A 13,699-nucleotide genomic window follows, 5' to 3' on the forward strand; every position below is an offset into this window, starting at 1 on the left:
CGTAGGCGTTCTGGATGTCGCCGCCCAGGTCGTTGATCTCCTTGACGATGTACTGGGGCACGGTGGAGGAGCCGTGGCTCACCAGGGCGCAGAAGATGCCCTCGTGCAGCAGGCACTCCTTGGTGGCGATGGCAATTTCCTTGCGCAGCTTCGCGCCCTTGCCCTTGTTGGCGCCGTGCATGGTGCCGTAGCTGATGGCCAGGGCGTCCACCTTGGTCTTTTTGATGAACTCCACCGCGTCCAGGGGGTTGGTGTAGGTGGAGCCGGCGCTGAACACATGGTCCTCCACGCCCGCCAGCACGCCCAGCTCGGCCTCGACGGAAACGCCCCGCTCGTGGGCGTATTTGACCACCTCGCGGGTGAGCTCGATGTTCTCCTCAAAGGGCAGGGACGAGCCGTCGATCATGACGGAGGTGTAGCCGCCGGCGATGGCCGCCTTGCAGCTTTCGAAGTTGCGGCCATGGTCCAGGTGCAGGGCCACGGGGATGGGGCTGCCCTCGCCATACTTCTTCACCGCCGCGCCGATGTTGGCCGCGCCCTTGATCTTGTCTTCCAGGGTGGCGTTCATGAAGTCGGTGCGCCCGCCCATGAAGCCGTTGGCCAGGTCCGCGCCCTGCAGAATGGCGGCGGAGCGGAACATCTCGTGCACCTCGATGGCGGCCTTAGCCTGGGCCACGGCGTTCACATTGAAAGCGCCCTGGGCGTAGTGATATTGTTCGGTGGCTTCCAAAATCGCGCGAAGGGGTACCAGCATAGTTTTTACCTCATTTCTTTCATCGGGCGGGCGGCGGGCCCGCGGTGTTTTTGTGAGCGCCGCGGCAAAGGGCGGCGCGGCTTTGCGTTGTTCGAGTCAGGGCGCGGGCGGGATGCATTCCAGCACCGCCAGCTCGCCCCCTTTGGGGGCAAGGGCATACTCCCCCACCCCGGCGGGGATGAACACTTCCGTGCCCTGTTTCAGAGGCAGCGTCACGCCGCCGCCGGAAAGTTCCCCCTCGCCTTTTTCCACCAGCAGCACCCGGAAGGAGGGGTTTTCCCGGGGGCAGGGGCCGAGGGCCCGCACCCGCACAAGGCCGAAGCAGGAGGTGGCGGCGGGGCCGATGAGGGCAGCCTCCTCCCCGCCGGGGATGTTTCGCCGGGCCGGAGTGAGGAAATACTTTTCCCGCACCGCCTCTTTCGGGGCGGCGCCGGAAAAGTCGAAGCAGTCCAAAAGGGCCTCCATCCCCGCGCCGCCGTGCAGGCTCTCGGGGGGCAGGCGGCTGCCGTCGGGGCGGATGTACTCCGCCCGCAGGGTGATGTCGGTGGGCTCCTGGATCTCCGCCACCAGGCTGTTCGCGCCCATGGCGTGGGGCAGGCCCGCCGGGATGAAAACCACGTCGCCGGGGGCGATGGCGAACTGGTGCAGGCAGCCCAGGATGGCCGCCGTGTCCTGCCGTTCGATGAGGGCGGCGAAGCCTTCCCGCGTTACGCCGGGTCGAAAGCCCGCCCAGATGCAGGCTTCGCCCTCCGTGGCCAGCACATACCAGGCCTCGGTCTTGCCGTGGGGCCAGCGGAAGTATTTTTCGGCTTTGGCCTTGTCCGGGTGGGCCTGCACCAGCAGGCGCTGACTGGAGTGGAGCAGCTTTAGCAGAAAGCCCACATCCGCCCCAAAAGCCGCCGCGTGGGCTTTGCCCAGAAAGGCCGCCGGGTCTTTTTGCAGTTCTTCGGCAAGGCAGCCGCCGCCGTCTTCGGGCAGGATGTAAGAGCGGCTGTCCGCCGCGCCGGGCAGGGTGGACTGCACCGTGCTGGCCACCCACATCTGGCTGGCGCCGGGCGCCGCGCCCCGGCGAAGGCCCAGGAACTCGTCGATCATCTCGCCGCCGGGCAGAAGGTAGTTCACCCGGTTGGGCGCGAGGCGGAAGGGCCGGGCCGAAAGGCCGCTCATCTGCCCATGGCGCCGGGCTTGCCCAGCGCCGCGAACATGCTGCGCTTATATTCCTCCACGCCCTCCTGGTCGAAGGGGTCCACCCCCAGCAGCCGGCCGCTGAGGGCGCAGCCGACCATGAAGAAGTAGTAGAAAAGGCCGAATGTATGCTCGTCGATGCGGGGCAGCCGCAGCACCGTGCAGGGCACCCCGTCGGCGGCGTGGGCCTGGATGGTGGCCTTCTCCGCCGCGCGGTTGATGTTGGCAAAATCCATGCCGTCCAGATAGTCGAAGCCGTCGCCGAAGGCCGGGTCCGGCTGGATGACCACCGAAGCGCCGGGGTCGTCCACCGAAAGGAAGGTCTCGGCCATGAAACGCAGGCCGTCCTGCATGTACTGGCCCATGCTGTGCAGGTCCTCGGAGTTTATCATGGAAGCGGGCAGCATGCCCTTTTTCTCCTTGCCTTCGCTCTCGCCGAACAGCTGCTTCCACCACTGCTCGGCCCAGTAAAGGCGCGGCTCGAAGGCGGTGAGCATCTCCACCTGGAAGCCCCGGCGGTAAAGCGCGTAGCGCACCGCCGCGTACTCGGCGGCAAGGCCGCCCTCCGCCGCCGCCAGCTGGCGTTCCATATCCAGGCCGCCGGCAAGGTAGGCGTCCACGTCCAGGCCCGCCACCGCCAGGGGCAGAAGGGCCACCGGGGTGAAGGCGGAGTAGCGCCCGCCCACCCGGCGGGGGAAGGGCAGGAAGGTGCAGCCGTTCTCTTTGGCGATCTCCTCCAGGCGGGAACCCACGGTGCCGGTGAGGACGACCCGCCTTGCCATCTCCTCTTTGGAATAGCGCTTTGCCATGGCGGCGCGCAGCACCCGGTAGTGGCTGCCCGGCTCCAGCGTTTCAAAGTTCTTGGCGATCACGTCGATGTAAACGCTCTTTCCCTCGATGGCCTCCAGCGTCTGGGCCACCCCGTGGGCGGAAAGGGTGTTGCCCGCGTAAAGAATGGCGGGCCCGCCGGGCTTTTTCACCGACTCGATGACGGCGCGGGCCGCCTGGTTGGAGCCGCCCACGCCCACCAGCACGAACACGTCGGCGTTTTGGCGGATCTCGGCGGCCTTGGCCTTGATGAGCTCCAGCTGCTGGGCAGCCTCGGCGCAGTGGAACCAGCCGGTGACGGGCCAGTCCCTGTCACCGTCCGCCAGGGTGGCCAGCCGCCGGTATTCCGCTTTGGCGGCTTCCAGCGCCGCCTCCACGTCCCCCGGCTCGGTCATGCGGCGGGCAAGGTCGGAATCCAGGTTCAGATTCATTGCACGTCCCTCCCTTATTTTCTGCCCGCGGCGCCGCGGGCACAATCTCTTCCAGTTTCCATTATACGGCACGGCGGCTTCAATTGCGAGTATGAAAAAGCCTCATACTGTAAAAAAATCCCTCCGCGGCGCGGAGGGACGGTTTTTCCCCAAAAAACGGGGTCAGCCGGCGATGAGGATGTAGGCGCCCATCGCCAGCATGAAAGCATAGACCAGCCTTTTGATCTTTTCCAGCGGCAGGGCGCGGAACACCGCAAGGCCCGCGGCGGCGCCCGCCGCAAGGCCCGCCAGCGCCGCGCCGGTGCACTGCACCGCCAGCGCGTCCACGTTGCCCATCCACAGATGCTGGGCCACCAGCCACAGGCTGGTGAGGATGAAATACATCTGGGTGGTGGCGGTGTACTCCTTCTTATCCTCGAAAGCGGCCAGATAGTAGACCACGATGGGCGGCCCGCCGATGCTGAACATCCCGGCGGTAAGCCCCGCCACCCCGCCGGCGATGAGGCCCGCGGCCAGGGTGGGCCTCACCCGGAACTTTTCGGAAAAGAAGATGAAGTAGACCGCCAGGGCCATCAAAGCCGCGCCCAGCAGGCGGCGCAGCACCGTTTCCGGGCTGCCGGCCATAATTTGCAGCCCCAGCCAGTTGGTGAAAAAGGAGGCGGCGCAGGGGGCGGCGAGCTGCCGCCAGTTGATGAAGCGGCGGTAGCGCAGGGCGATGGCCAGCGACAGGGCCATCGCGGCCAGAAGCTCCACCACCAGGGCGGTCTTGTAGGGCAGAAACAGCGGCCAGAGGGCCATCACGGTGACGGCGTAGCCGAAGCCGGTGGCGGCCTGCACAAAGCTGCCCGCCAGCGAGATGAGGGCGGTCAGCGCCAGGGTCAGCGGGGCGGTCATCCGGCGGTGTAGACGGTGCGCCCGCCCACGATGGTGCGCAGCACGGAAAGGTCGTCGCCCAGCACCACGAAGTCGGCGTCGCACCCCGGGGCGATGCGGCCCTTCTGGGGCAGGCCCAGCAGGTCCGCCGGGTTCTTGGTGAGCAGGGGCAGCACCCTTTCGGGGCCTTCGCCGGTGAACTTCACCAGGTTCTTCAGCGCCTGGCCGGTGGTGAGGGTGCTGCCGGCGCGGGTGCCGTCGGAAGCAAGTTTGGCGTCGCCGCCCTCCACCACCACGTCGTTCACGCCCAGCTTGTAGTTGCCGTCCGGCAGGCCGGCGGCCATGATGCTGTCGGTCACGGCCACCACCCGGTCCCAGCCCTTGCACTTGAGCAGCAGCCGCACGCTGGCGGGGTGCAGGTGCCGCCCGTCGCAGATGGCCTCGCAGTACACGTCGCTCTCCAGCACCGCGCCCATGATGGCCGGCTGATGCTGGTGGAACAGGCGCATGGCGTTGAAGGTGTGGGTGGCGCTCACCGCGCCGTTTTCGATGCACTCCATGGCGGTGTCGTAGTCCGCGCCGGAGTGGCCGATGGCCACCTTCACCCGGGCGGCGATGTCCCGCACCATGGCGGGCACGCCCTCCACCTCGGGGCTGACGGTCATGTACCTGATGGCCCCCTCACCGGCAGCCTCGTACTTGGCGAAGAGCTCGGCCGAGCCCTTCTGCAGCAGGTGCTCGGGCATCGCGCCCTTGTACTGGCTGGCCAGGAAAGGCCCTTCCAGGTGCACGCCCAGAAGCTGCGCCCAGCCGCCCGCTTCCTTCATGGCGGCTTTGGCCTGGCCCAGGCACCAGAGGGTCTGCTCGGGGGTATCGGTGAGCACGCTGCACAGCCAGCCGGTGGTGCCCTGGCTGGCAAAGAAGTGGCCGATGGTGCCGTTGAGCTGGGCGGCGGTGGCGGCGTTCACATCCACCCCGGCCGCGCCGTGGGTGTGGATGTCGATGAAGCCGGGCGCAAGGCGCTTGCCGCCCAAATCCAGCCGGGGGCAGCCGGCGGGGGCGTTCACCTTCTCGGCCAGCTGGGCCACGCAGCCCTTTTCCACATAGACTTCACGCTGCACAAAGCGGCCGCCGGTGTAGACCAGGGCACCCGTGATGACGAACTGTTCCATCTTGCTTTTCCTCCCCTGCCCGTTTCTTTAGAACGGCTGCTGCGAAGCGTTGGCGTTGGCGATGATCATGGCGTCGGGATGGCGCTGGATGAGGGTGGCCGGGAAGTGGGCGCTCACCTCGCCGTAGGCGGCCTGGCGCACCACGGCCCGGTGCCAGTCGCGGAAGACGCCCAGGCGGATCTTCCTGGCGCTCAAGATCTGCTTCATGCCGATGGTGACGCACTTGCGGGGCATGGCGTCGATGGCGCCGTTGTAGTCGCCGATGGCGTTGGTGGTGCGGGTCTCGCGGCTGATGGCCAGCACCCGGGTGGGCAGGGCGGCGAACTGGTCGGCGGTCAGCTCGTCCTGGGGCTCGTTGAAGGCAAGGTGCCCGTTGATGCCGATGCCGCCGAAGGCCACGTCCACGCCGCCCAATTCATCAATGACCCGCTGGATGTGCCCGGGGTCGTGGGGGTCGGGGAAGATGCGCTGGCTTTCGGGCATCAGCAGCTCGGGGTCGATCTTGGTGTAGACGGTGCGGTCCATGAAGCCGCGGAAGCTCAGGGGGTGGCTCTTGTCCACCCACTCGCCCTCGTCGGTGAGGTATTCGTCCATGTTGATGAACCAGCAGTTTTTCAGGCTGATGCGGTCCCGGTTGACCAGCCGCACGAAGATGGGGTACTGGCCCACGGGGCCCACGGGGCAGATGAAGACGGTGTGCCTGCCGGCGGCGTTGTTGGCCTGGATGGTGTTGATCATCTCCATGGCGATCTCGTAAAACACCTCGCCGGAATCGCCCAGCTTGAGAACGGGGACCTTGGCGTCCCTGCCCAGGTCCTGGGCGCTGATGTGGAAGTATTCGTACATGACGGTTCTCCTTTCTTATATCACGAGGGGGCGGCGGAAGGCCGCCCGGCGTTAAAACAGATGGGAAATGTTCAGCTGGCGGATCATCTCGACAATTTCTTTGGTGCGGGTGCAGCCGAACTTATGCAAAAGGCCCTTGATCTGGGTCTTGACGGTCACCACCTCCACACAGCGGATGGCGGCGATCTCCTTGACCTTTTTGTCCTGCAGCAGCAGGCGCACCAGCTCCCGCTCGGCGCTGGTGAGCTGGGAGACGTTGTTGATGAAGAAGAGCAGGCTCTGCTCCGAGCGGCGCAGCCGGTCGTACTCCCGGATGACGGTGGACTGCACCCGGGCGTTGAGCATGGGGTGGCCCGCCGCGGCGGCCCGGATGTGGGCCAGCACCTCCTCGTCCTCGGCGCCCTTGACGATGTAGTCCACCGCGCCGGTGGCCATGGCGGTGAGGATCATGCGGTCGGTGTCGTGGGCGGTGAGGTAGAGGATGAGGCGGTCGGGGTCGGCGGCGTGGATGGCCTCGGCGGCCTGGATGCCGGCGGAGGTGCTCTCCATCTCGATGTCCATCAAGATCATGTCGCTCTTGACGCTTTTCGCCAGCTCCACGATGCCCGCGCCGGTGGCCGCCTGGCCCACCACCTGCATGTCCGGCTGGGCGTTGAGCATCTCGGTGAGGTCCTGCCGCAGCAGGTCAAAGTCGTCGGCAATGAGAATGGTGATCATCGTTCGCTTTGCCCCCCTTGTTGCTGTTTCTGCCGCCCGGGCACATACCGGGGCAGCATCACGATGAAGCTGCTGCCCCTGCCCTCGGCGCTTTTGATCTGCAGGTGCCCCAGATGGCTTTTGACGATCTGGCGCACATAGTAAAGGCCCATGCCCCAGTTGGTGTTGGTGTTGCGGCTGGTGTAGAAGGGGTCGAAGATCTTCTTCTGCTCGGCGCGGGAGATGCCGGGGCCGTTGTCGCGCACGATGAAGTCCAGCCACAGACGCTCCGGCTGCACCAGCAGTTCCACCCTGGGGGCGCCCGCCGCGCCCGCCGCCTCCCACGCGTTGGTGAGCAGGTTGTACAGCGCCTCCGCCATGTGGGTGCGGTCCGCCAGCACCTGCGCCTGCACGCCCTGGTGCACCTGCACCTTCGCGTCGGGGTATTTCTGGGCCAGCCGGGCCAGCGCCGCCTCGACGATCTCGCCCGACTCCACCGGCACCAGCTCGATGTAGCTGACCTTGATGGAGCGGTAGAGCTCTTCCATGCGCTCCAGCATGGAGGCGTTCATCTCCCGCAGGCAGGCGGCCCAGTCCCGCACCTTTTCCAGGTCCGGCGCAGGGTTTTCCAGCTCCTGCTGCAGCTTTTTATGGGCCACACGGGCGGCCAGCAGCTGGTTTTTGATGCTGTGCACGAACACCGACGCGCCCATGGAGGCGGTGTCGAACTTGCGCTGGAGGGTGGTGTCCTCCTGGGCCTCCGACTGGCTGATGCGGCTGTAGTGGATCATGTTGAAGGAGCCCAGCCCCACGAAAAAGACGGTGCAGGCCAGCAGGGGCAGCCAGCTCCACCCGCTGGACAGCGCGGTGCGCAGGTAGTTCAGGGAGCCCAGGCGGATGTATTCCGAAACGTAGAAGTTGTAGATCTGGCCCGGGTCCTGGATGGCGTACATGCCGTAGAGCGCGGTGACGCTCACCAGCGCCAGCACCACCAGGCGCGTGCTGCGCTTGAAATAGGGGCTGGTGATGGCAAAATACTCCTGCAGAAGAAGCGCCAGCGCGGCGGCCACGCTGGCCACGATCCAGCCCAGGCACACCTGGCGCATGAGCACCAGCACCCAGAAGCGGCCGCCCACCACCCAGCGGAACACCGGCGGCCAATAGTAGGCCAGCAGCGCCGCTGTGCCCAGCAGGTGCGCCCGGCGGATGGCCTTTTCGTGGCGGCGCACCCAGCGCAGGTTGGAGTGGTAGATGCCGAGGCACAAAAGGAAATAGGGGAACAAACTGCGGCCCAGCGCCACCAGATACCCCAGGGTGCCAAGGGGGATGGGCAGGCCCTGAAGCCACAGCTGCAGATCGGGCAGCAAAAAGAGGAACAGGCGCTGGGGCGTGTTATAGCCGCCCATCTTGGCCACATAGGTGACCACGCCGCACATCATCACGACAAAACTGGCGGAAAGGCCGCCCAGATAGGCGGAGAGTACGTCCCGCCGGTTGGCGATGACCATCACGGCGGCCACCGCCATCAGCACCAGCACCAGCACCAGCATCGCCGCACCTCCCCTGTTTCATGTTACCGCCATTATACCACAAAATCGCCGCCGCCGGGGGATTTTTGGGCCGCGGCGCAAAAAAAGGGGGGCATAAAGAATGCCTTTATGCCCCCTTGCAGATCTTATGCGGTTTTAAGCGGCTCAGGCGCCGTAGTTGGCGGCGGCAGCCTCTTCCATGACGTCGAACAGGACGTAATCCTCCACGGGAACTTCCGCGGTGACCTGGCCGCCGTCGATGAACACCTTCTGCTGGTTCTCGTAGTAGGTCTTGACGGTGCCGTCCTTCAGGCCCTCATTGATGAACTCGCCGGTGAGCCAGTTGCCCTCGCCCACGCAGTCCAGCATGGTCTGCTCGTCGGCCTTGCACTGCTTGGCCACCCACTTGGCCACCTCTTCGATGTTGGCGGCGCGGTAGTCCTGGGCCTTCAGCAGAGCGCGGCTGAAGCGGACCAGAACGTCGTGGTTCTCATTGGCGAAGGCCTCGGTGGTGATAAAGCTGGAGGGGAAGGTGACCTGGTCGACGTAGTCGTTGTTGGTGGCCAGGGTGATCACCTTGTCGCCCATGTTCTGGGCGATGGTCATGGTGCTGGGGCTCCAGGTGGCGCAGGCGTCGATCTGCTCGCCGATCATGGCGGTGACCATGCCGTTGGCGTCCATCTCCACCAGGGTGACGTCGTCCTGGGTCAGGCCGGCGGACTCAAGGGCCAGGTTCAGGATGATCTCGGCGGAGGTGCCGGCGGTGGCGGCAATGGTCTTGCCCTTCAGGTCGGCGATGGAGCTGATGCCCTTTTCGGTGTTGGCCATCACGGCGTCGGCCAGGCTGGTGCAGTCCAGATGGAAGATCTTGGCCTCGCCGTTGATGCACAGGGAGTGGGCGCCGTGGCCGATCTGGGAAATGTCGATGTCGCCGGAAGCCATGGCGGCGATCTCAGCGGGGCCGCCCTGGAACTCGGTCAGGGTGACGTTCAGGCCCATCTCCTCAAAATAGCCCATGTTCAGAGCGGTGGACAGCAGGCTGTTGGAACCCATGTTGGGCATGTAGGCAACGCGCAGGTCCACGGTTTCGAACTCCTCGGCGGGCTCGGAAGCCGGGGTGGAAGCGGAAGCGGGCTCGGAAGCCGGGGTGGAAGCAGGGGTGCTGCTGGGGGTGCTGCCGCAGGCGGCCAGGCTCAGGGCCATAACGCCTGCCAGCGCAAGGCTGAGAAGCTTTTTCATATGTATCTTCCTCCATTGTTTTAAGCGGCGGGCGAAGGCCCGCCCCGGTGTGCCGGAAAAGAAAGACGCTTTGCCGGCTGTCGTCATCTCAAAGTATACGCGCCGGGAGCGGCATTGAAAAGTATGAAATATTCTCATACCAAGCCGGGGTAATTTTTGGCCATTTTGACAGGATCGCTGCCGGAGCCTTGTGAGTTCTGCCGGAGAAATCCCCCTCCGGCGGGCAGCGTCCGTTACCATTTGTAACCCCTTGCGACGGGCAAAAAGCGGCCCCCGCCTGTGTGGCGGGGGCCGCTCTGGTTCACGGGTCAGGCCCGTTTACGGGTGCATCAATAGCCCCGCTCGTCCTCGTCCTTTTTGCCCAGCAGCTTGCGCAGCACCAGCACCAGGATCAGCAGCACCAGAGCGATGCCGCCGATGGCGATGGGCACAACCGGCAGGCCGCCCTCGGCGTCGGTGCCGGCGGGCTCGGCGGGAGCCTCGGTGGGCGCGGGCGTCGGGGTGGGTTCAGCGGGTTCGGGGGTGGGGGTCGCCGTGGCCGGAGCCTCGGTGGGCGCGGGGGTAGCCGTGGGCTTCGGCCGCGCGGTGGCCGCCGGCTTCGGGGTGGCGGCGGGCGCCGGCACGGGGGTGGGCGTGGGGGTGGGATTCGGGGTCCAGGGCTCCTCCGGCTTCGGAGTGGGGGGGGGGGGGGGGGGGGGGGGGGGGGGGGGGGGGGGGGGGGGGGGGGGGGGGGGGGGGGGGGGGCGGGGGGGGCGGGGGGGGGGGGGGGGGCGGGGGGGGGGGGGGGGGGGGGGGGGGGATTCGGGGTCCAGGGCTCCTCCGGCTTCGGAGTGGGCGCGGGGCCCGCCTTCACACCGAAGGTGCCGTCCGGATTCTTCTCCACATGGTTGTTGGGAGCGAGGTAGGCGGTGGGGTCGCTGGAGAAGCTGCCGCCGCCGATGATCTTCTGCTCGTCCGACTTCACGAAGGACGCATCCACCGCGGCGATCTTGCCGCTGAAAGAACCGCCCGTGATGCCCGCGGAGACAGCCTGTTCCAGCTGATTGGCATTTTCGGTGGTGTTGCAGTCCATAAAGCGCACCGCGTAGTTCTGGCCGCTGGTGAAGGTGCCGCCGGCGATGGTGACATTCAGAGGCGCAGAAACGTAGCCGCCGCCGCGGCGGGCGATGACCGTGATCGCATCACCGATGCAGGAAGCGCCGGAGTTGGCACGGAACGCTTCCACCCACTCGCTGGTGGTGGTGATGCTGTCATTTTCGGCATGCTCGGTGCCGCCCTTCAGCGTGCCGCCGTAAACGTTCAGTGTGCCGCTGCAAACTTCGATGGCAGAGCCTTTCTTGGCCGTGATGACGGGGCTGTTGGCGTTGCCCTCGGCGCCGATGGTCAGCGTGCCGGCGGACGGCCAGTAGACCGCGGTGATGTCGGAGACGAGTTCGCCGCCGGTGATGGTGAGGTTGCTGCCGTTTTTACCGCCGGAGTACAGGTTGTTGGTGCTGACGGTGAAGTTGTTGCCGGATTCCAGCTTGCCGCCGGAGATGACCACATTGGCGCCCGCGCTCTCGTTGTTGTATTCCCGGTTGAAGATGGTAACGCAGGATGCGTTCGCGTTCTTCGCAGTGATGCGGCCGCCGGTGACGTTCACGCTGCCGCCGTAGGTCACGATGCCCTCGTTGGCTGTACTGCTGAGCGAACCGGCGGTGGTGACATTTCCGCCCACATTGAAAATCAGGCAGCTGCCGTCCCACGATTTCACCGTGCTGCTCAGCGTGGCGTTGGAAGCAATGTTCAGCGTGCCGGTGTTGGCAATGCCGGAGAATGCTTCGCTCCAGGCAACGACACCGTTCTGAATGGTGAGGCTGCCATGGTTGACAATGCCCACCATTTTCGCCTTCACGTTGCCTTTCGGATCGTATTGCTGTTCACCCTTCAGGTTCAGGATCTTCCTTGCCAGGTCCAGAGTGACATTTTTGCCCTCGGGAACGACCACATCCTCGGCGGCGATGGCCAGCAGGGTGATCACATCACCGGGGTTGGCGGCGTTCACCGCGGCGTTGATGGAGGTGTAGTCCACGCCGTTGACCGAGGCCACGGGGGTGGTCTCAGGGGTATCGCCCTTCACAATCCACTCGCCCTGGTCGTTCTTGATGGCGTTGTTCTCAGAGCCGGCGTAAGTGGTGTCATAGGTATATCCACTGCCAGCGGCGCTGCTGATGGTGCCGGCTCCGCCGTTCACCGTTCCGGTGCTCTCGAAGCCGATGATCTCCAGCTCGGTGCCGGCTTTCAGATAACCGTAGCCGAACACGTAGCCCACACTGCCGGCGGCAGTGATGGCGCCCGCATTGGAGCAGTTGTAAACACCGATGTCATCCATGGAGCCGCTGCCGGTACCGAAGATGGCGCCGATGTTGTAGCCGGCGCTGCCGCCCACGGCGGCTTCATTGCGGCAGTTGATGAACTCCACAGGGGCGTTCTCTGCATCCTTATTGCCCACAGCGGCCGCGATGGCGGCGCAGCCGTAGGAACCGCCGGTCACAGCGACGCGGCCCTTCACGGTGATGTTCTGGAAGGTGACGCCTGCCACAGCATAGCCCGCCACACCGCCGGTATAGGCAGTGGCGGTCTCCACGTCCACATCCAGAGTCAGATTTTTGATGGTGGCATACTTCAAGCTGGTGAACATGCCGGTCTGGCTGGAGGTCGCGCGGATGGTCAGGCCGGTGATGGAATGGCCCTGGCCGTCAAAGGTGCGGCGGGCGGTGTTGCTGTCGCCGTAGAACCCGTTGCTGCCCGCGCCGATGGGCTGGAACTGCACGCCGGCAGGCATGGTCACGTCGCTCTCCAGGGTGACGTTCCGCACACTGCCGTATTCCACCAGATAGGTCAGCCACATCCTTGTGGCTTTTTCAACAAACCCGGGCCGGATTTTACATTTTTGAAGCATAAACGCCCCGGGCCGCGAGGGTCCGGGGCGTTTTGGTGCGGTTTTTCGCGCTTATTTGCGCACTTCCAGATACTCCTGGTACACCTGGCTCCAGATGTAGTTCTTCAGCTCCAAAAAGCGGGGGCTCATCTTGGTCTCCTGGTCGCGGGGATAGGGGATGTCGATGTCCACGATCTCCTTGATGCGGCCGGGGCGGGCGCTCATAATGACCACCTTCTGGCCCAGGATGATGGCCTCGTCCACGTCGTGGGTGATGAAAAAGCAGGTCTTCTGCTCGGTCTCCCAGGTCTTCAGCAGCTCAGACTGCAGCTGGGTGCGGGTCTGGGCGTCCAGCGCGCCGAAGGGTTCGTCCATCAGCAGCACCTGGGGCTCGGCGGCGTAGGCGCGGGCGATGGCCACGCGCTGCTTCATGCCGCCGGAAAGCTCCTTGGGGTAGTGGTTGGAAAACTTCTCCAGATCCACCATCTTCAAGTATTTATCCACGATGGCGTCCGCCTCGGGGCCCTTGATGCCGCGCATGTCCAACGCGAACTTGACGTTGTTGCGCACGGTGAGCCAGGGGAACAGGGCGTACTGCTGGAACACCACGCCGCGCTCGGGGCCGGGGCCTTCCACCTTCTTGCCGTCCACATAGACGCTGCCGCTGGTGGGCTCCAGCAGGCCGGCGATGATGTTCAGGATGGTGGACTTGCCGCAGCCGGAGGGGCCCACCACCGTGATGAATTCGTTCTCGTGAATGTCCAGGGTGACGCCGTTCAGGGCGATCATCTCGCCGCCGCGGCCATTGAACTTCTTGACGACGTTGTCGATCTTGACCTTTACTGCTGCACTGTTTCCTGCCATCCTGTGAGCCTCCTCTCTAAGAACCGAACCAGCTTCTCCATGGAGATGCCGATGATGCCGATGACGATGATGCCCATGAGCACGGTGCCCATGTCGTAGTAGCCGCTGGCCTTCTGGATCATCATGCCCAGGCCCTCGGAAGCGCCGGTCAGCTCGGCGGCCACCAGGGTGGTCAGCGCGGCGGACAGGCCCAGGCGGGCGCCAGTGAGGATGAAGGGGGTGGAAGCGGGAATGACCACCCGGAAGAAGATGTCACGGTCGGTGGCGCCCAGGATGCGGGCGGCCTTGATGAGGGTGATGTCCACGTTGCACACGCCCTGGTAGATGGTGACCACCAGCACCAGGAAGCAGGCGATGAAGAT

At 65.3% G+C, this 13,699-nt stretch carries 12 protein-coding genes; all 12 read right to left on the minus strand.

The window, feature by feature from the left end; all coding sequences use genetic code 11:
• Positions 1-754: class II fructose-bisphosphate aldolase (locus ACH2AT_RS09040; protein ID WP_394965374.1), on the minus strand; the 754-nt coding region annotated here is incomplete at its 3' end.
• 96 nt (positions 755-850) lie between these two features.
• Positions 851-1,921 (minus strand): type I phosphomannose isomerase catalytic subunit, encoded by a 1,071-nt coding sequence (locus tag ACH2AT_RS09045; RefSeq protein ID WP_394965376.1) that lies wholly within the window; start codon positions 1,919-1,921, stop codon positions 851-853.
• Positions 1,918-3,198: a glucose-6-phosphate isomerase gene (locus ACH2AT_RS09050; protein WP_394965378.1), complete on the minus strand. Its 1,281-nt coding sequence runs from the start codon at positions 3,196-3,198 to the stop codon at positions 1,918-1,920. The genes ACH2AT_RS09045 and ACH2AT_RS09050 overlap by 4 nt, the downstream gene beginning before the upstream one ends.
• A 162-nt stretch (positions 3,199-3,360) precedes the next feature.
• Positions 3,361-4,092, minus strand: a complete 732-nt coding sequence (locus ACH2AT_RS09055; protein WP_394965380.1) for a sulfite exporter TauE/SafE family protein — start codon at positions 4,090-4,092, stop codon at positions 3,361-3,363.
• The gene (gene nagA / locus ACH2AT_RS09060; protein WP_394965382.1) at positions 4,089-5,243 is read right to left on the minus strand and encodes an N-acetylglucosamine-6-phosphate deacetylase; all 1,155 of its coding nucleotides are present in this window, start codon (positions 5,241-5,243) and stop codon (positions 4,089-4,091) included. The genes ACH2AT_RS09055 and nagA overlap by 4 nt, the downstream gene beginning before the upstream one ends.
• 27 nt (positions 5,244-5,270) lie before the next feature.
• Entirely contained in the window at positions 5,271-6,089 is an 819-nt protein-coding gene (locus ACH2AT_RS09065; RefSeq protein ID WP_394965384.1) for a glucosamine-6-phosphate isomerase, read from the minus strand.
• Between the two features lie 51 nt (positions 6,090-6,140).
• On the minus strand, positions 6,141-6,806 hold the full coding sequence (locus ACH2AT_RS09070) for a response regulator (protein WP_394965386.1): 666 nt from the start codon (positions 6,804-6,806) through the stop codon (positions 6,141-6,143).
• The gene (locus ACH2AT_RS09075) at positions 6,803-8,335 is read right to left on the minus strand and encodes a sensor histidine kinase (RefSeq protein ID WP_394965388.1); all 1,533 of its coding nucleotides are present in this window, start codon (positions 8,333-8,335) and stop codon (positions 6,803-6,805) included. Before ACH2AT_RS09075 ends, ACH2AT_RS09070 begins: the two co-directional genes overlap by 4 nt.
• Before the next feature lie 144 nt (positions 8,336-8,479).
• Positions 8,480-9,553, minus strand: a complete 1,074-nt coding sequence (locus ACH2AT_RS09080; protein ID WP_394965390.1) for an ABC transporter substrate-binding protein — start codon at positions 9,551-9,553, stop codon at positions 8,480-8,482.
• Positions 9,554-9,944: 391 nt separating this feature from the next.
• A complete protein-coding gene (locus ACH2AT_RS09085; RefSeq protein ID WP_394965392.1) occupies positions 9,945-12,443 on the minus strand; it encodes a hypothetical protein in 2,499 nt (832 codons plus the stop codon).
• A gap of 102 nt (positions 12,444-12,545) precedes the next feature.
• Positions 12,546-13,337, minus strand: coding sequence for an ABC transporter ATP-binding protein (locus ACH2AT_RS09090; protein WP_394965394.1), 792 nt, complete (start codon positions 13,335-13,337; stop codon positions 12,546-12,548).
• A partial coding sequence (locus ACH2AT_RS09095) for an ABC transporter permease (RefSeq protein ID WP_394965395.1) occupies positions 13,313-13,699 on the minus strand: 387 nt, incomplete at its 5' end. The genes ACH2AT_RS09095 and ACH2AT_RS09090, both read right to left, overlap by 25 nt.

The sequence above is a fragment of the Candidatus Allofournierella excrementigallinarum genome (assembly GCF_944388085.1).
GTDB lineage: Bacteria > Bacillota > Clostridia > Oscillospirales > Ruminococcaceae > Allofournierella_A > Allofournierella_A excrementigallinarum.

Bases quoted from the DNA above. Each gene is read 5' to 3' on its own strand.
- ACH2AT_RS09045 (WP_394965376.1), bottom strand. From the start codon at position 1,921: ATGAGCGGCCTTTCGGCCCGGCCCTTCCGCCTCGCGCCCAACCGGGTG.
- ACH2AT_RS09085 (WP_394965392.1), bottom strand. From the start codon at position 12,443: ATGTGGCTGACCTATCTGGTGGAATACGGCAGTGTGCGGAACGTCACC.
- ACH2AT_RS09090 (WP_394965394.1), bottom strand. From the start codon at position 13,337: ATGGCAGGAAACAGTGCAGCAGTAAAGGTCAAGATCGACAACGTCGTC.
- ACH2AT_RS09080 (WP_394965390.1), bottom strand. From the start codon at position 9,553: ATGAAAAAGCTTCTCAGCCTTGCGCTGGCAGGCGTTATGGCCCTGAGC.
- ACH2AT_RS09050 (WP_394965378.1), bottom strand. From the start codon at position 3,198: ATGAATCTGAACCTGGATTCCGACCTTGCCCGCCGCATGACCGAGCCG.
- ACH2AT_RS09070 (WP_394965386.1), bottom strand. From the start codon at position 6,806: ATGATCACCATTCTCATTGCCGACGACTTTGACCTGCTGCGGCAGGAC.
- ACH2AT_RS09065 (WP_394965384.1), bottom strand. From the start codon at position 6,089: ATGTACGAATACTTCCACATCAGCGCCCAGGACCTGGGCAGGGACGCC.
- ACH2AT_RS09055 (WP_394965380.1), bottom strand. From the start codon at position 4,092: ATGACCGCCCCGCTGACCCTGGCGCTGACCGCCCTCATCTCGCTGGCG.
- nagA (WP_394965382.1), bottom strand. From the start codon at position 5,243: ATGGAACAGTTCGTCATCACGGGTGCCCTGGTCTACACCGGCGGCCGC.
- ACH2AT_RS09075 (WP_394965388.1), bottom strand. From the start codon at position 8,335: ATGCTGGTGCTGGTGCTGGTGCTGATGGCGGTGGCCGCCGTGATGGTC.